Raw genomic sequence first — 17836 nt, 5'->3', positions numbered from 1 at the left:
TGACCTCTAGAAGCGGTAATTGATGCCGGCTTTGAAGACGTGATTGCGCAGGTCGACGTTACCGCTCCTGCCGACTTCGTAATCCTTCGCAAGTCCGAGGTAGTTGTACTCGGCGCGCAGTGACATCCGGTCCGTGAAGGCATGCTCGATGCCGGCGCCCACCAGATAGCCGGCCTTCCAGCTGCCGTGATCGGAATTGGCACCGTCGACGTCGATTTTCGAAACGGCGAGCCCCGCGGTACCGTAGACGAGGGTGCGGTCCATGGCCGCGCCGACGCGGCCTTTGACGGCAAGGATCGATGTCTGATTGACCTTTGTATCGTGATTGGACTTCAGTCGGGATCCCTTGCCGCCGAGATAGGTGCCTTCGAGTTCTGCACCCAGGACCATGGTGCCTAGATGCATGTCGGCGCCGATCTGCGCACCGCCGACGAAACCGCTATTGTCTCCGGTGGTGCCGGTGAAGTCGTTGTGGGCGTAGCCCCCGTGGATACCGGCGTAGATGCGCGTCCAGTCGAACGGCTTTGCCGCGACGTAATCGTCGACTTCCATGGATGAGGGCTGCGGTTCGTAGGCGAGATCCGCCGCATGGAGCTCCGCCGAAAAGAGCGTGGCGGCGAGGATGAGCGGCAAGGAATATGAACGGTGCATCGGTACTGATCTCCAGATGGTGAGGGCGGGCATTTTCCGGCCCGGAGCATCGCGGAGACAAGGGGATGAGCCTCGTGCCGCGACGGTCCCGCGTTTTCTGGAGGCGGCCCGTTACCCCTACATTACGGACTAGGAGGGCTGCGGCTGTTTCTCGTGCAGGGGAGGCGGGGCAATCGCCGGGAGTGGCCGGAAGACGAGTTGGAACGTGGCTCCGCCGCCCGGGGTTTCCCCGATCTCGAGCGTGCCGTCATGCAACGCCGCGACCTGGGCGACGATAGCCAGACCGAGCCCGACGCCCTCCCGAAGGGGATTGTCGCGCACGAATGGCTTGACGATCTCCTCGCGCATGGCCGGGTCAATGCCGCGACCATGATCGACGACGCGCACGCAAGCAGGACTCAACACTTCGACGGTGATCGGCGCCGTCGAACGGGCGTGCCGCACCGCGTTGCGTAACAGGTTGACGACGGCAGTCCTGATTGCCGCGGACGATCCGTTGATCATGACGGACGGTCGGGCGGCGAAGAACTCGATCTCTTCTCCTTCGTCGAGGGCGGCCGGCGCTTCCTCGGCGACGATCAAACGGCAGAGCGAGACGAGGTCGACCTTCTCCGGCTTCAGCGGTTCGCCGGTCAGCCGTGCCATCTGCAACAGCATGGTGACGATCTCGGACATGTGATGCACATCGGCGATGAGCCGCATTCGCGCGCTGCCGTGTGGGATGTCATCGAGATGGGAGCGCAACACCGCAAGCGGCGTGCGCAGTTCGTGTGCGGCATTGGCGAGGAAGGACCGCTGTGCCTCGGCGGCGAGATCGATCCGCTCCAGCGCGCGGTTGAAGGCCGATACGAGTGGTGCGAGCTCCCGCGGTGTGTTTTCGTCGGGCAGGCGCCGGCCGTTCGGCACGCCGTCGATCGCCTCGGCGGCGCCGGCGACCAGCCGAACGGGGCGCGCAATGAGCCGGGGAACGATGGCGATCGCGGCAATTGCGGCTGCTGCCAGAATCACGAGCAGCGGGACAGAGAACAGGGCACTGAAAGCAAGCGCCTCGGAGGCAAAGGGCAGACGCTCCAGCGGCAGGCCGCCGATGGTGATCGATACGGGTCCGATCGCAGTGTCTCGCGTTGCCTCGAACCCGTCCGGCCAGCGTTTGCCGATCGTCATGTCGAGGGCGAGCGTATTGGTCGGCTCTTTCGCTCCGCTCGCGCCCGCGATGCTTTGCGCCGCGGCGGCGCCACGGCTGACGATCTCGTCGCCGTCAGAAACCTCGTACCAGATCGAGGGGTAGTCCTGTCGCATTTTGTCGAGAGCCGTGGTCCTGGCGATTGTGAGGTGATCGCCGGCGTCGTGGGTGACGGCATCGGCAATCGCCGTGATGAGTGCGTTCGCGGGGTCGGCGGATGGTTGGCTGTTGCGTCCGAGGGTCGCAAGGGCGACGCCGACCGCGAGCAGGGTGACAAAGGTCGTGGCAATCATCAGCGCGGCGGCACGGAACGCGATCGATCTATTCAGGGTCATCGGCGCTCATCATGTAGCCGACGCCACGGATCGCCCGCACCGAAACGGAGGAGCCGGCGTCACGCAGCTTGCGACGGAGGCGACTGACGTGGGAGTCGAGTGCGTTCGACTGGATCTCGTCATCGAAACTATAGACGGCATTGTCGAGTGTCTCGCGAAGGACGACGCGCCCGAGCCGACGGACGAGCAGTTCGAGGATCGCCAGTTCGCGACGCGGCAACACCATCGGCACACCATCGCAAAAGGCCGAACGTTCGCCGACGTCGAAGCGGATATTGCCGGCATGAATGGCGGCCCCCTGATCCCACGAGCAGCGTCTGAGCACGGCACGTGCCCTGGCGATCAGTTCGGTGGGTTCGAAGGGCTTGCTGACGTAGTCGTCCGCGCCGCCATCGAGTGCGGCGGCGATCTCCTGCGGATCGTCGAGCGCCGTCAGCATCACCGTGCCGGGACGGGGCCGAAGCCTTCTCAGCTCCGCAAGAAGCGTGACGCCGTCGCCGTCTGGAAGACGGCGGTCGAGGATGACGAGCTCGAAGGGTGCGACGGCAAGGGCGGCGAGCGCCGCCTCGATCGATGCGACGGTGTCGACCGTACCCATGGCAGCGGTGAGCTTCGCTTGGAGCCACAAGGAGAGGTCTGGGTCATCTTCGACGATCAGTATGCGCATTTCTCTCCCGTCAAAGGCTCGCCGTCCTGTGTGGGATATCAACATCCGTCCGGAAGATTGCCGTTGTATTACCGCCGGAAAGGTGTTTCTCGCCTCGTCGGCCGGGTGATCGTGGTGGCACTACATCGCAGTGGGGGACCGTTCCTGCCTTGCCTCGCCGGCGAGTGCGCCGGGCGGTCGTCCGGTTACCCGTTTGAATGCCCGCGAGAAGGCCGCCTGCGAGCCGTAGCCCAGACGATGGGCGGCGGTCTCGATCGGCATGCGGTCGCGGCTGATCCACTGGGCGGCAAGCCGCATGCGAAGCTCCGTCAGGTAGCGCACGGGCGTCACGCCCGTGACCGCAAGGAAACGCTCGGCGAAGACGGAGCGTGATGCGCCCATGAGCTTCGCCAGTTCCGCAAGCGTCCAGTCGCGACCCGGCTCGCGATGAAGGGCGACCAGCACGCGCCCGAGACGCGGATCGCGTAGCGCGGCGATCCAGCCGGTCGCGTCGCCACAGCCGCATTCCACCCATGCCCGGACGATGGAGGCAGCGACCACGTCTGCGAGGCGGGCGAGGATGCCCGCATAGCCGGCGCGGCCCTGGCTGACCTCCCGTGCCATCGCCTCCAGCATCGGCAGGATTTCCGGATAGCGCACCATGATCGTGCCCACCCGCATGACCTCGGGCATCAGCGCCACGAGCGGATGCATGCTGCCGAGATCGAAATCCATGCAGGCGGAGAAGATCAGGACGCGCTCCTTCTCGCTGCAGGCGCTCTCGTCGCAGGCCCTGATGTCGCTCACCATCGAGCAGAGAGGCTCCCGCCGCAACGAGGCGAGCTCGGTGCAGGGCCGGGAGATGTCCGGCGACGAACCGATCAGGTGCAGGCCACCGCGCGGCAGAAGCGCCGCATCGCCCGCCTTCATTTCATGAAGTAAGCCGCTCGGTGCCCGCAGCGCAATCGACCCACGCGCCACGAACAGGAATTTGGCGCGGCTGTCTCCTTCGCCGAAGGCATAGGCGAAGGGTGGCGAGAGCTCCATGCGGCGGTAGTCGACGCCTACGAGCCGCATGCCGAGCAGTAACTCGCTGACGAGGTCCGTGTCGAGTAAGCCGGACGGTGTTGGATTGTCGGACTTTCGATCAAGCATAACGGACTATGTGGCATAGAAAGTCCGGAGAGTCCAGCCTAGCTTCTTGCCATGTAACTCCTCCCATCGCGAAAGGACAAACTGATGACTTCCACGACCAACCGCGACCGGGGCGCCGGCGGACCGCAAGCGCCGGTCTGGCCCGCCGTCATCTCCATGGCGCTCGGCGTCTTCGGTCTTGTGACCGCGGAATTCCTGCCGGCGAGCCTGTTGACGCCGATCGCCGCCGAACTCGGCATCAGCGAAGGGACAGCCGGGCAGGCGGTGACCGCGACCGCGGTCGTCGGTTTTGCCGCCAGCCTTCTGATTACCGCCGCAGCGCGGCGTGCCGACCGGCGCCACCTCCTGCTTTTCTTTTCGATATTGCTGGCAGCGTCGAACCTCCTCGTCGCACTGGCTCCCGGCCTGACGATGCTGCTTCTCGGCCGGGTGCTGCTGGGAGTGGCGCTCGGCGGCTTCTGGACCATGTCGGCGGCGGTGACCATGCGGCTGGTGCCGCCGGTCTTCATCCCGCGGGCACTCTCGATCATGTTCAGTGGCGTCTCGGCGGCGACGATCCTCGCCGCACCGCTCGGCAGTTTCCTCGGAGATCTGGCCGGCTGGCGGAGCGTCTTCTTTCTCGCTGCGGGGCTTGGTGGCCTGGCGCTTGTCGTGCAGTTCATCACGCTCCCGTCGATGCAGCCAACTAGCAGCACGCGTCTGTCGACGCTCGTGGAGGTATTGGCACGGCCGGGTATCGGGCTTGCCATGGCAAGCGTCACGCTGGTCTTCGCCGGCCATTTCGCCTTTTTCACCTATCTGCGTCCCTTCCTCGAAGAGGTCACGGATGCAGGCATCAGCGCTGTTTCCGGTATCTTGCTGGGTTTCGGGCTCGCCAATTTCCTGGGAACGTTGCTTGCGGGACCGTTGCTGGGGCGCAGCCTGCGCATGACGTTGACCGCAGCGCCGCTGCTGCTTGCCGTTCTCGCCATGTCTCTCGTCGGTTTCGGCCAGAGCGCGGTTGTCGATGTCTCCGTGGTCGCGCTCTGGGGGCTTGCTTTCGGCGCTGTGCCGGTCGCCTGGACCACCTGGCTCACCCGTGCGGTGCCGGATCAGGCGGAGACGGCAGGCGGGTTGCTGGTCGCGGCGATCCAGTTCTCGATCGCACTCGGCGCTGCCACCGGCGGCGTGATCTTTGACGTGTCCGGCGCTGCCGGTGTTTTTTCGGCGAGCAGCCTCGCCCTTCTTGTGGCGGGCCTGACGATCATGGTCGGCGTCCGGCCGCCGGCGGTCGCGCTGGCCGAATAGGACCATTTGGAAGCGGGCAGTACGAGGCCCGGCAGACAGCACCCTCTCCTCCGTCTGGAGGAGAGGGTGTCGCGTTTCCGGTCAGTAGAGGACGCTGGCGCCCTGGTCGGCGGGGCCGGCTGTGCGGCGGAAGGTGGCGAAGAGTTCGCGGCCGAGACCGAATTCGTTCTCGGAAAGATCGACCGTAACCGCCGGGCGGGCGTCGAACTCGGCCGCGTCCACCATCACTTCCAGCGTCCCGGTGACCGCGTCCAGCCGGATCATGTCGCCGTTGCGGATCCTGGCGATCGGTCCGCCGTTGCTCGCCTCCGGCGTCACGTGGATCGCCGCCGGCACCTTTCCCGAAGCGCCGGACATCCGCCCGTCGGTGACGAGCGCCACCTTGTGGCCGCGGTCCTGCAGCACACCGAGCGGGGGGGTGAGACGATGCAATTCCGGCATGCCGTTCGCGCGCGGGCCCTGGAAGCGGACGACGGCGACGAAGTCGCGGTCGAGCTTGCCCGCCTTGAAGGCGTCCTGCAGCTCCTGCTGGTCGTGGAAGACGATCGCCGGGGCCACGATCACGTGCCGCTCGGGCTTGACGGCGGAGATCTTTATCACCGACTTGCCGAGATTGCCGGTGAGCATCTTGAGGCCACCGGTCGGCTGGAACGGTGTTTCGATCGCGGTGAGCACCTTCGGGTCGACGCTCTTCTCGGGAGCTGCCTCGCGTTGAACGGTTCCGTCCTCCGCAAGCCTTGCCTCGACGGTGTAGGCGGCAAGCCCGTGGCCGTAGACGGTGCGGACATCCTCATGCAGGAGACCGCCCTTCAGGAGTTCCTTGATGAGGAAGCCCATGCCGCCGGCGGCATGGAAATGGTTCACGTCGGCGAGGCCATTCGGGTAGACGCGGGCGAGAAGCGGCACGATGTCGGAGAGATCGGAGATGTCCTGCCAGGTCAGCTCGATACCGGCGGCGCGCGCCATCGCAACGAGGTGCATGGTGTGGTTGGTGGAGCCGCCGGTTGCATGCAGCCCGACGACGCCGTTGACGATCGAGCGTTCGTCGATCATCTCGCCGACCGGCGTGAACGCGTTGCCGAGTGCGGTGATGGCGAGCGCCCGCTTGGCGGCCTCCCGGGTCAGCGCGTCCCTGAGCGGCGTGTTGGGGTTGACGAAGGAGGCGCCCGGCATGTGCAGGCCCATGATCTCCATCAGCATCTGGTTGGAGTTTGCCGTGCCGTAGAAGGTGCAGGTGCCGGGGCCGTGATAGGATTTCGATTCCGCCTCCAGGAGTTCGGCGCGGCCGACCTTGCCTTCGGCATAGAGCTGGCGGATGCGCGACTTCTCGTCGTTCGGCAGGCCGCTGGTCATCGGCCCGGCGGGAATGAAGACGGCCGGCAGGTGGCCGAAGGTCAGCGCTGCGATCGCCAGGCCGGGGACGATCTTGTCGCAGATGCCGAGATAGACCGCCGCATCGAACATGTTGTGCGAGAGGCCGACGGCCGTCGCCATGGCGATCAGGTCGCGGGAGAAAAGCGAGAGCTCCATGCCGGGCTGGCCCTGGGTGACGCCGTCGCACATGGCCGGAACGCCGCCGGCCACCTGCGCCACGCCGCCGGCTTCGCGCGCGGCGTCGCGGATGATTGCGGGGAAGGTCTCGAACGGCTGATGTGCCGACAGCATGTCGTTGTACGAGGTGATGATCCCGAGATTGGGCACGGTGTCGCCGGCAAGATCCGCCTTCTCCGACGGCGCGCATGCGGCGAAGCCGTGGGCGAGATTGCCGCAGGAGAGCACGGAGCGGTGGACGCCCTTGGCGATCTGGCTGCGGACGCGGTCGAGATAGCGCTCGCGGCTCGGCTTCGAGCGTTCGACGATTCGCCTGGTGATGGCTTCGATGCGTTTGTCGGCGGTCATGGATGTCATCCTGTCTGTTCGGGTGAACGGACCGCGAAGGGAAGATCGCACGCCCGTTCGGGCTCATCTCGGCGCCGGCCCGGCCGGCAGTCGGGCTGCCGGCGGTGCGGACGCGACAAGGAGGGCGTCAGGGCGCCCAGTATATCTCGACGGGCGAGGCGGCGCGATTGAGAACCGCACGAACCGGCATTTCGGCCTCGTCCGTTCCGGCGAGCGCCTTTTGGAGCACGGCCTTCTTCTCCGCGCCTTCGATATGAAGCACCAGAAGCCGGGCATCCTGAAGGCTGGAGAAGGAGAAGGTGAGGCGGGTCTCGCCGGCACCTTCGGCCTCCATGGTCATCACCCGCCGCGGCAGCGAGAGGTCAAGCGCTTCCGCAAGATGGTTGCCGCCGGGGAAGAAGGAGGCGGTGTGGCCGTCATTGCCCATGCCGAGCACGACGACGTCGAAGGGCTGCGCGAGCATGGCCGCCGCTTCGCTCGCGCGTTCGGCGGCTTCTTCCGCCGAGGCCGCAGGGCTGAAGAGCGGCAGGACGCGCGCGTTTGCCGCGGCGTTCTTCAAGAGATGCGTCGCGACCAGGAGGTGGTTGGAGCGCGGATTGTCGGCGGGCACGAAGCGCTCGTCGACGAGGGTCACTGTGACCTTCTCCCAGTCGATCGCCTCGCGCGAGAGGGCGTCGAAGAAGGCCTTCGGCGTCGATCCGCCGGAGACGGCGATCGAGGCTTTCCCGCGCGCGGCGACCGCCGCCGAAAGGGCGGCGGCGACCGTGGCGGCAAGCGCTGCCGCGAGTGCGGCGCCGTTTTCGAAGATGTTTTCCTTCATGGCCATGGCGCCTACTCGATCTCATGCCAGGTACGGCCGTCACGCTCGATGAGCGCGATCGCCTGGCTCGGGCCCCAGGTGCCGGCCGTGTAGCCCTGCGTCTTCTGCCCGGTTTCCTCCCAGGCGGTCAGGATCGGATCGACCCACCGCCAGGCGGCCTCGACCTCGTCGCGACGCATGAACAGCGTCTGGTTGGAGCGGATGACGTCCATCAGCAGGCGCTCGTAGGCGTCCGGATTGCGCACGTCGAAGGCCTGCGCAAAGCTCATGTCGAGCGAGACGTGGCGCAGGCGCATGCCGCCCGGTCCCGGATCTTTGATCATCAGCCACTGCTTGACGCCTTCGTCCGGCTGCAGGCGGATGACGAGCTTGTTCGCCTCGATGCGGCCGGCGGCATCGCCGAAAATCGAATGCGGGATCGGCTTGAAGGTGATGACGATTTCCGACATGCGGGTCGCGAGCCGCTTGCCGGTGCGCAGATAGAAAGGCACGCCGGCCCAGCGCCAGTTGCCGATCTCGGCCTTGATGGCGACGAAGGTTTCCGTGTCGGAGGGGCCTTCGAGTTCCTCGGTATAGCCTTTGACCGGACCGCCGGCGGAGGCGCCGGCCTTGTATTGGCCACGCACCGTCAGGCGCTCGACGTTCGAAGGGTCGATCGGCTTCAGCGAGCGCAGCACCTTGAGCTTCTCGTCGCGGACGGCTTCCGCGTCCATCGAGTTCGGCGCTTCCATGGCCACCAGGCAGAGAAGCTGCAGGATGTGGTTCTGCACCATGTCGCGAAGCGCACCGGCCTTGTCGTAGTAGCTGACGCGGCCTTCGAGGCCGACCGACTCCGCGACCGTGATCTGCACGTGGTCGATATGGGCCGAATTCCAGAGCGGCTCGTAGAGGGCGTTGGCAAACCTGAGCGCCATCAGGTTCTGCACCGTCTCTTTGCCGAGATAGTGGTCGATGCGGAAGATCTGTTCTTCCTTGAAGACCTTGCCGATCGTGTCGTTCAGCACCTGTGCCGAGGCGAGGTCGCGACCGATCGGCTTTTCGACGACGATGCGGGTGGACTTGGTGATGAGGTCGAAATCACGGATCTTGTCGGCGATGTCGCCGAAGATCGACGGCGAGACGGCGAGATAGAAGGCTCGCACGATGTCCTTGCCGTCGTCGAGCAGCGTCTTCAGTCGGTCCCACCCCTCCGGCGACTTCGCGTCGACCGGGACGTAGAAGATGCGTGCACAGAACTTCGCGACCTCGGCGTCGTCGTATTCGCCCTGACGCAGATGCTCCTTGAGCGCGTTCTCCGCGAACTTGCGGTAGTCGTCGTCGGAGAGCGGCGTACGTGACGCGCCGATGATGCGGGTCGGTTCGGTCAGCTGGCCGGCGAGCTGCCGGTGATAGAGCGCCGGCAGAAGCTTGCGTTCGGCAAGGTCGCCGGTGCCGCCGAAGACGACGTAGTCAAAGGGCTCAACGGGGATAATCTGGCTGCTCATGCGAGGCATCTCTCAGTCGGAAACGTTGGTGCGTTTCTAATCTAATCGATTTAAAAAAGCCAGTGGGCCGATGCCGATTTCGCGCCTGATCGCGAAAAGTTCAGAACCTGTCCCTCAACGCATACCACGTAAGCGCAAGGAAGAGCAGCGGGCTGCGGAACGGCGGACCGCCCGGGAATGGCCGGATTTTCAGGTCCCGCAGGTATTCGAGTTCCGACGAACGGCCAAGCACCATCTCGCCATAGAGCTTGCCACAGTAGTTCGACAACATGACGCCGTGGCCGGAATAGCCACCGATCGAGGTGACGCCCGGCATCACCTCGCGAACGAACGGCTTGCGCGGCATGGTGATGCCGACCGAGCCGCCCCAGCCATGGGTGATCTCGATCGTGCTCAGTTCCGGATAGATCTCGGCGATCTGCCGGCGGATATGGGCAGAAATGTCCCGCGGCGCGTCCGCCGTATAGGCCTCGCGTCCGCCGAAGAGCAGCCGGCCATCGCGGGATTTGCGGAAATATCGCACGACGAAACGGGAGTCGGCGACGGACTCGCCGCCGGGAATGACGGTCGGGAATTTCTCGAGCGGCGCGGTCGCCCCGATAAAGGAGCGGATCGGCATGACGTGCGCCGCGGTGACCGGTTCGAGGTTGCCGATATAGGCATTGGTGGCGATCAGCACGCGGTTTGCGGTGATCGTTCCCTTCGGCGTGTCGATGAGCGTCTTGCCCCCGGCCTGACGGATCGCGATCGCCGCCGTCATCTCGTGGATCGCGGCGCCTGCAGCGCTTGCCGCGCGTGCAAGCCCGACCACCAGCTTCAGCGGGTGGATATGGCCCGTGCCGCTGTCATGGACGCCATAGTGGTAATGGCTGGAGCCGAGGCGTTCGGCAGTTTCTTTCGCATCCATGAACCGCAGATGCGGGTAGCCGTAGCGCGTCGCGGCAATCTCCGCGGTGTGCCGGTACTCCTTCTCGTGCCCCGGTTTGTGGGCGACGTTCATCTGCCCCGGCATGAACTCCATGTCGATCTGGTGTTCGGCGGCGAAATCGAGGAGGTATTTCTTCGCGTGTTCGGCAAGGTCGAACAGTGCCTTCGACCGTTGGTAGCCGAGTTCGGCTTCGAGTTCGTCAGGATAGGCGCGCTGGCCGGTGCCCAACTGGCCGCCGTTGCGGCCAGACGCCCCGTCGCCGATCCGGCTGGCCTCGATCAGCACGACCGAGACCCCGCCCTTGGCGAGCGTATAGGCTGCCTGCAGGCCGGTATAACCGCCGCCGACAATGGCGACGTCGGCCATGGTCGAGCCGTCGAGCGCCGGATATTCGGGACGCTCGCCGACGGTCGCCTGGTACCAGGAAATCCCCGGCGCGATCGGGCTTTGCCAGGTCATGGGCGCCCTCACACGTTCAACAGCAGGAATTCACGTTCCCACGGGCTGATCACCTGCATGAAAGTCTCGAACTCGCCGCGCTTCACTCCGGCATAGAGCCCGATGAACTCCTCGCCGAGCACCTCGCCGAGCGCCGGTTCGGATTCCATCAGCGACACGGCTTCGAGCAGCCCGCGCGGCAGCTCGACCGAACCTTCATTCGCGGTGCCTTCGGACGCTTCCGTCGGTTCCGCGCCCCTGACGATGCCGAGATAGCCGGCGGCGAGCGAGGCGGCCAGCGCGAGATAGGGGTTGGCGTCCGAACTCGGCAGGCGGTTTTCGACACGGCGGGCGGCGGCATTCGACACCGGCACGCGGAAGGCCGTGGTGCGGTTGTCGTAGCCCCAGGCATTGTTGACCGGCGCCGACATGTCTGGCGTCAGGCGACGATAGGAGTTCACATAGGGTGCCATCATGACGAGGGCCTTCGGCACGAAGGCCTGCATGCCGCCGATGAAATGGAAGAATTCCTTCGACGCCGATCCGTCCGGATTGGAGAAGATGTTCTTGCCTGTCTCCATGTCCACGACGGACTGGTGGATGTGCATGGCCGAACCCGGCTGTCCCTGCATGGGCTTGGCCATGAAGGTCGCATAGATGCCGTGCTTCAGCGCCGCCTCGCGGATCGTGCGCTTGAACAGGAAGACCTGGTCGGCGAGTTCGATCGGATCGCCGTGGCGCAGGTTGATCTCGAGCTGGGCCGGACCTTCCTCGTGAATGAGGGTGTCGATCTCCAGCCCCTGCTTTTCGGAGAAGTGGTAGATGTCGTCGATCAGCTCATCGAACTCGTTGATCCCGGCGATCGAATAACCCTGACCGCCGAGGATCGACCGGCCCGACCGGCCCTTCGGCGGATGCAGCGGATAGTCGGGGTCGTCGTTCATGGCGACCAGATAGAACTCGATCTCTGGTGCCACGACGGGACGCCAGCCTTTTTCCTCGTAGAGCCGCATGACGTTCTTCAGGACGTTGCGCGGCGTATAGGAAACCTGGTCGCCGTTCGAACCGACGACATCGCAGATGACCTGTGCAGTCGGATCGGTTTCCCACGGGACGACCGAGAGGGTCGAGAGGTCGGGCACGAGCTTGAGGTCGCTGTCGCGCGGCTCATAACGGAACTGGCCGCTCTCTTCCGGATACTCGCCGGAAATCGTGTGGCGGTAGAGGGCCGAGGGCAGGGCGAGCGACGTATCGCCGGTGAACTTCGAGGTCGGCATCATCTTGCCGCGCGGCACGCCCGCGAGGTCCGGCGTGATGCATTCGATGTCCTCGATGCCGCGGGCGCGGAGCCAGGCCGTGGCATCCTTCCACGTCTTCACGCCGCGGGTCGACTGGATGTCCGGGGGAATGCTTGCCTTCTTCGATGCCGCGCCATGGGGTCTGAGCATTGTTTTCTTTGCAGGCATGTCTCACCGGTTGGGTTGTTGATGGCGCCATCATAACCGGACTTCGCGAATTGGCGAGGGGGGAAACGACGTTGACTTTGCGGCGCCGATCGAAAACACAGGTCTTCTTTGTTACGGGGGCCGGGACTTGGCACGTATATTTGATGTTGCTGTCATAGGAGCCGGCGCCGCGGGCATGATGTGCGCGATCGTCGCGGGCAAACGCGGCCGCCGGGTTGTGGTGCTCGATCATGCCAGCGCGCCGGGGGAGAAGATTCGCATTTCGGGCGGCGGCCGCTGCAACTTCACGAACATTCATGCCGGGCCGAAGAACTTTCTCTCGGCCAATCCGCATTTCGCCAAATCCGCACTCGCCCGCTTCACGCCCGCCGATTTCGTCGCGATGGTCGATCGCCATGGCATCGCCTGGCACGAAAAGACGCTCGGCCAGCTCTTCTGCGACGACAGTGCCAAGGACATCATCCGTATGCTGCTCGACGAGATGCGGGCGGCGGGTGTGGAACTGCGGCTTGGCGTCGAGATTTCCGCGGTCGAAAAGGGTGAGGGCGGCTTTCGCCTGCAAACGACGGACGGAGAAATCCGCGCCGCTTCCGTGGTGATCGCAACCGGCGGCAAGTCGATACCGAAGATGGGGGCGACGGGATTTGCCTACCGCGTCGCCGCTGACTTCGACGTCACGGTGACCGAGACGCGCCCCGGTCTCGTCCCGCTCACGCTCGATCCGGCGCTGCTTGCCGAGCTTTCGCCGCTCGCCGGCGTTTCCGTCGATGCCGAGGTACGGCACGGCAAGACTGCGTTCCGGGAGGCGCTGCTCTTCACCCATCGTGGCCTGTCCGGCCCGGCCGTCCTGCAGATCTCCAGCTGTTGGCGCGAGGGCGACGAGATCACGCTTTCGCTCGAGCCGGATGTGGATTTTGCCGCGGTGCTGAAAGCCGCGAAGAAGGAGAACGGACGTCAGGCCGTGCAGACCGTTCTGGCGCAGCACTTGCCGAAGCGGCTCGCCCAATATGTCGCCGAGCGGCAGAAGATCGAAAAGCCGCTCGCCGACTTGTCCGACAAGGCGCTGGAGGCGCTTGCCGCATTCCTCCATGGCTGGCCGATAAAGCCGGCCGGCTCGGAAGGTTACCGCACGGCGGAGGTGACTCTCGGCGGCATCGACACGGCTGAACTCGACTCGAAGACAATGATGGCGAAGCGTGTGCCGGGGCTCTATTTCGTCGGCGAATGCGTCGATGTCACCGGCTGGCTCGGCGGCTATAACTTCCAGTGGGCCTGGGCCTCCGGCCATGCCGCCGGCGAGAGCGTGTGATAGGCTTTTTCAGCACTTGTTAACGGGGCGGGCGCATGCTCGTCCGACGGGATACGACGATCGTCGTTGCGACATCTTGTCGAGTGGCGAACCGCGACACCCGTGAACTAGGTTGCTCAACAGTATTCGTGGGGTAGCAATGATGAGACAGTCAAATCGCAGAGCACGTGCAATCGCCATTGCCCGGACGCAGGACGATCGCCGTGTTCTTCTTCGGCGCACGGCCGCCCTCGGCTTTGCCGCCTGCTGCATCCTGACAGTCTTCGCCGTACTCGCCCTTTAGGCAATACGGCATCGCCGGCGCGACGGCCTCGCAGCGGCTGGCCTTTCCCTCACAATCTGCGACGGGCGGTTTCGCTCGGCCGGATAGCCGGGCGAAGATCTTGCGCGCCCTGTGCCACGGAACCTCACCATAGCGCGCATAATAGGCGTCTTCCTCTGCGAGCGTCGGCCGCCGCGGCACTGGTCGCGAAGACAGCAGGCGGACGAGCAGCAATCCTGCGAATTCATACATGGATGCATCTCCTTCGGGTGAAACACATCCAGCTATTTATGCTGCCAAATTTGCTTTATGAACCGACAGAAATGCATTAGGTTTTTCAGTCATGAAAAGCCCATCCTGGGACGCCTACCAGATTTTCCTGCTCGTTGCTCGCCATGGCGGTCTTTCCGGCGCGGCCATTGAGACCGGGTTGAGCCCGGCGACCATCGGCCGGCGGATGATCGAGTTCGAGCGTCGCATCGGCCGTCCGCTCTTCGTGCGCAGTCAGGCCGGCTACGGGCTCACCGGCGATGGACGGCAGCTCCTCGAACACCTGGGCGAGATGGAGGTCGCGGCCCGCCGCGTCGAAGTCTGGCGCGAGGAGGCCGCGGCTCCCGCGCTGGTCAGGCTGGCAGCTGGGACCTGGATTGCATGGCTCGTCAGCGAGAACTTCCCGGCCCTGCTTACCGAGCGCGATCCGTTCCGCATCGATATCCACATCGCCGAGCAGCGGGCGGCGCTGGCGCACCGCGAATGCGACATCGGCATTCGCGCCTTCGAGCCGGAAGAACTGAACCTCGCCAAGATCCCGGCGGGCACGGTCGCCTACGCCCCCTACCGGGCGCGCAACACCGTAGATCACGGGCCTGCCCGCTGGCTGGCGGTGGATACCGAAAACGCGATCTCCGCCTATCTGCGCTGGCCGCATGAGAACAAGGCCGAGAATATCGTGGTGACCGTCAACCGTCCCCGCTCGCTGCGCGACCTTGCGCTTGCCGGGGCGGGGATTGCCGTTCTGCCGTGCTTCGTCGGCGATCTGGAGCCGAAGCTCGAACGGGCCGGGCCCGAAATCGCCGAACTGCGCCACCGCCAATGGATCGTGATGAACAACGACGACCGTCACCGGCGCGAGATCCGGACGGTCGCCGACCGTCTGTCGCGGCTCTTGAAGGCGCACGAGGAACTCTTCTGCGGCAAGCGCCCGCTGGCCTGAGGCATCGTGGACGCGGGCCGCTCAGGTCGGCGTCGCGTTTGCAGGCGGACGTTCCGTACATTTGCACCCTTGCTTTAGTAGTATTCCATTCAGGTTTTTTTTAGTTCCCCGTGAGAGAAGCTTCTTCAAGGGCTCAAGTCAGGTCCGTTCACTTTGATCGAACACGACAACTCATGTGGGGTAAGGCTGATGCTGGTTGACCGTCTGCTGGCGCGTTTCAAGATCCAGACCAAGGTTCTCGTCTTCATCTTTCCGTTCGTGCTGAGCATTTCGGCGGTGGGGCTCACCGGCCTCTATGCCTCGAACATGCTCCAGGGCCGTATGGATATATCCAACACCGTCCTCCAGACGCTGAGCGGGTTCAAGAAGGTCTATGTCTCGATGACGACCTTCCTGCAGGAGACGAACGACGAGACCAGGGCGGCTCTCGAGGACGACATCAAAGCGCAGTCGGCCGCGCTCAAGGACACCCATGCGAACCTCGCAGGGCTTGAAGGCCAGACGGAGATGGATGCGGCGATCGCCGGCACCGACGCGATCGGCGTCAAGGCGGCGGACCTCTGGAGCCTGCACCAGGACGAGGTCACTCTGCACGCCGGACTTGAAGACGATCTCGCCGCACTGATGGCTGCCCGCGGCGAACTCATCAAATATGCGACGACCGTGCGCGAGGCGCTTGCCGCCGACGAGGCGAAAGCCAAGGGCCTGCTGCGGCAGGCGGAGAAGCTCAACCGTGGAGCGTCCCTCATCTCCAAGATCGTCACCGCTTACAACACGCTGACGACGCCGCAGGAGAAGATGGACCTGATCAAGAAGGAATTCGGCGACCTCGCCACCGCGAGCGCGGACATTACGAGTGTCCTGCCGGTCGACCAGGCCGCGCTCGGCAATGCGATCGCCGACAGCATCGGCGTGGTGAAGAAACAGCTCGATCTCGGCGTCGTCAACGACGGAACCATCGGTGTCGTCGACCGGGCGATCAATCTTCTGCGTCCGGCCGGCATCAAGCTGCAGGGCGCCTCGACCGTGAAATCCCGCGAGGCGACGCGCGTCTTCGGTACGCTCGACCGGCCGATGGCCGAGGCGACGGCGCTGCTTGCGGCGACCCAGACGCTCGCCGATGCGGTCAATACCGTGGATTCCCGAGCCTCCCGCTTCCTTGGAGCGCCGCAGGAGGAGAACCTTTCGCGCCTGAAGACCGCGCTCGACGGTCTGCGTGCGGACGCCGATGGACTCATCGCCGATCCCGCAGTCGCCAAGGATGCCCATGAAAAGGTCGCTGCTCTGTTGCCGCTCGCCGACTCGATTGCCACGCGCGCCGGCGACCTTGTCGGGCTCGCGGTGAAGCGCGCCGAGTCCTTCAAGGCGGCCGCAAGCGATATCGACGGGATCTGGTCGAACCTCACCGCCTTTGCCGCCCTGCAACGCGAGGCGGCGGGAAGTGAACGCGACAAGGCGAACCGCATCTCGGCGAGCGCGACGATCCTCGGCGTGCTGATCGCGATCTTTGCCGGCATCGGCCTCGTCGTCACGTTCAAGGGGCCGATCACCCAGATCACCGCGGCCATGCGCCGGCTCGCCGCCGGCGATCTCGATGCCGGTGTGAATGGCGACGCCCGCGCCGACGAGATCGGCGAGATGGCCCGTGCGCTCGGCGTCTTCAAGGAGAATGCGCTTGCCAAGATCCGCATCGAGGCGGAAAGCGAACAGGAGCGTGCCGCGGCGGAGGCCGAACGGCAGCGCAACGATCTCGAAAAGCAGGAGATCGACCGGCAGATCGAGTTTGCCGTCAACGCGCTTGCCGCCGGTCTCGGTCGGCTCGCCGATGGTGATATCTCGGCGACGATCGAGACACCCTTCGTCGGCCGGCTCGAGGACCTGCGCAACGACTTCAATCGCTCACTGACCCGTCTTCAGGATACGATCGGCACGATCATCACCAACGTTTCCCTCATCCAGGGCAACGGTCAGCAGATGTCGCAGTCCGCAGCGGAGCTGTCGCGTCGGACCGAAGCACAGGCCGCCTCGCTGGAAGAGACGGCGGCGGCCGTCGACGAGATCACGGTGACCGTGCGCTCCTCGGCCGAACGGGCCCGCGAGGCGAACGCGATCGTGGTTGCGACCCGCAGCAGCGCCGAGGATTCGGCCGAGGTGGTCGGGAATGCGATCTCGGCCATGGGCCGGATCGAGAATGCCTCGCAGAAGATCGAGCAGATCATCGACGTGATCGAGGACATCGCTTTCCAGACGAACCTGCTTGCGCTCAATGCCGGCATCGAGGCGGCCCGCGCCGGGGACGCTGGCAAGGGCTTTGCCGTCGTCGCCCAGGAGGTGCGCGAGCTCGCCCAACGCTCGGGCGTGGCGGCAAAGGAGATCAAGGACCTGATCAACACTGCTGCCGCCGAAGTCGGCGGCGGCTCGCGTCTCGTCCAGCAGACGGGCGACGTGCTCGCGCGCATCGGCGAACAGATCACGACCATCAGCCAGCACGTCGAGGTGATTGCTCGCGGCAGCCAGGACCAGTCGGCGGCGCTCGCGGAGGTCAATGACGCTGTCAACCAGATGGACCAGATGACCCAGCAGAACGCCGCGATGGTCGAGGAGACGAGTGCGGCAAGCAGCCAGCTCGCCTCCGAGGCAGATGCGTTGCTGGCTCTCGTCCAGCAGTTCCGCATCGATGGCCGGCAACAGGATCACCGGGCGGTCCGCCCGGCGGCCTGATCGCGTCACCGCACAAAAATAAGCCCGCGCAGGTCCCCG

At 65.0% G+C, this 17836-nt stretch carries 14 protein-coding genes; 4 read left to right on the top strand and 10 right to left on the bottom strand.

What is annotated here, in order from left to right; genetic code table 11:
- Positions 1-6: 6 nt before the first annotated feature.
- The 4 genes from NHF53_RS00170 to NHF53_RS00155 all read right to left on the bottom strand — a co-directional run bounded on the left by NHF53_RS00170 (position 7) and on the right by NHF53_RS00155 (position 3970).
- Positions 7-651: an outer membrane protein gene (locus NHF53_RS00170; protein ID WP_252832599.1), complete on the bottom strand. Its 645-nt coding sequence runs from the start codon at positions 649-651 to the stop codon at positions 7-9.
- A 129-nt stretch (positions 652-780) separates the two neighbouring features.
- A complete protein-coding gene (locus tag NHF53_RS00165; RefSeq protein WP_252832597.1) occupies positions 781-2169 on the bottom strand; it encodes a HAMP domain-containing sensor histidine kinase in 1389 nt (462 codons plus the stop codon).
- Positions 2156-2836, bottom strand: a complete 681-nt coding sequence (locus NHF53_RS00160) for a response regulator transcription factor (protein WP_252832595.1) — start codon at positions 2834-2836, stop codon at positions 2156-2158. Before NHF53_RS00160 ends, NHF53_RS00165 begins: the two co-directional genes overlap by 14 nt.
- Before the next feature lie 120 nt (positions 2837-2956).
- Positions 2957-3970 carry an AraC family transcriptional regulator gene (locus NHF53_RS00155; protein WP_252832594.1) on the bottom strand — a complete coding sequence of 338 codons (1014 nt, stop codon included), beginning with the start codon at positions 3968-3970 and terminating at the stop codon, positions 2957-2959.
- Between the two features lie 84 nt (positions 3971-4054).
- Between NHF53_RS00155 and NHF53_RS00150 the strand changes: the two genes are divergently transcribed.
- Complete coding sequence (locus tag NHF53_RS00150) at positions 4055-5257, top strand: MFS transporter (RefSeq protein WP_252832593.1); 1203 nt, start codon at positions 4055-4057, stop codon at positions 5255-5257.
- An 81-nt stretch (positions 5258-5338) separates the two neighbouring features.
- On the opposite strand, the gene edd is transcribed toward NHF53_RS00150, so the two are convergent.
- The 5 genes from edd to NHF53_RS00125 form a co-directional block, all read right to left on the bottom strand.
- Complete coding sequence (edd, locus tag NHF53_RS00145) at positions 5339-7156, bottom strand: phosphogluconate dehydratase (protein ID WP_252832591.1); 1818 nt, start codon at positions 7154-7156, stop codon at positions 5339-5341.
- Between the two features lie 127 nt (positions 7157-7283).
- Entirely contained in the window at positions 7284-7982 is a 699-nt protein-coding gene (gene pgl / locus NHF53_RS00140) for a 6-phosphogluconolactonase (RefSeq protein ID WP_252832590.1), read from the bottom strand.
- A gap of 5 nt (positions 7983-7987) precedes the next feature.
- Entirely contained in the window at positions 7988-9460 is a 1473-nt protein-coding gene (gene zwf / locus NHF53_RS00135; RefSeq protein WP_252832588.1) for a glucose-6-phosphate dehydrogenase, read from the bottom strand.
- 100 nt (positions 9461-9560) lie between these two features.
- Entirely contained in the window at positions 9561-10847 is a 1287-nt protein-coding gene (locus NHF53_RS00130; protein ID WP_254007809.1) for an FAD-binding oxidoreductase, read from the bottom strand.
- 8 nt (positions 10848-10855) lie between these two features.
- Positions 10856-12292, bottom strand: coding sequence for a glutamine synthetase family protein (locus NHF53_RS00125; RefSeq protein ID WP_114362548.1), 1437 nt, complete (start codon positions 12290-12292; stop codon positions 10856-10858).
- Positions 12293-12419: 127 nt separating this feature from the next.
- On the opposite strand from NHF53_RS00125, the gene NHF53_RS00120 reads away from it, so the two are divergent.
- Complete coding sequence (locus NHF53_RS00120; RefSeq protein ID WP_256481247.1) at positions 12420-13601, top strand: NAD(P)/FAD-dependent oxidoreductase; 1182 nt, start codon at positions 12420-12422, stop codon at positions 13599-13601.
- 151 nt (positions 13602-13752) lie between these two features.
- Here the strand turns inward: NHF53_RS00120 and NHF53_RS00115 are convergent, their stop codons facing one another.
- Positions 13753-14115, bottom strand: a complete 363-nt coding sequence (locus NHF53_RS00115; RefSeq protein ID WP_252832584.1) for a hypothetical protein — start codon at positions 14113-14115, stop codon at positions 13753-13755.
- A gap of 91 nt (positions 14116-14206) precedes the next feature.
- Here NHF53_RS00115 and NHF53_RS00110 point away from each other — a divergent pair, with 91 nt between their 5' ends.
- Entirely contained in the window at positions 14207-15076 is an 870-nt protein-coding gene (locus NHF53_RS00110; RefSeq protein ID WP_252832583.1) for a LysR family transcriptional regulator, read from the top strand.
- Positions 15077-15265: 189 nt separating this feature from the next.
- A complete protein-coding gene (locus NHF53_RS00105; protein ID WP_252832582.1) occupies positions 15266-17797 on the top strand; it encodes a methyl-accepting chemotaxis protein in 2532 nt (843 codons plus the stop codon).
- Positions 17798-17836: the final 39 nt, after the last annotated feature.

It is taken from the genome of Ciceribacter sp. RN22, from assembly GCF_024054295.1.
In the GTDB taxonomy this organism is placed as follows: Bacteria; Pseudomonadota; Alphaproteobacteria; order Rhizobiales; family Rhizobiaceae; genus Allorhizobium; species Allorhizobium lividum.
This window is presented reverse-complemented; position numbering and strand designations above follow the sequence as displayed.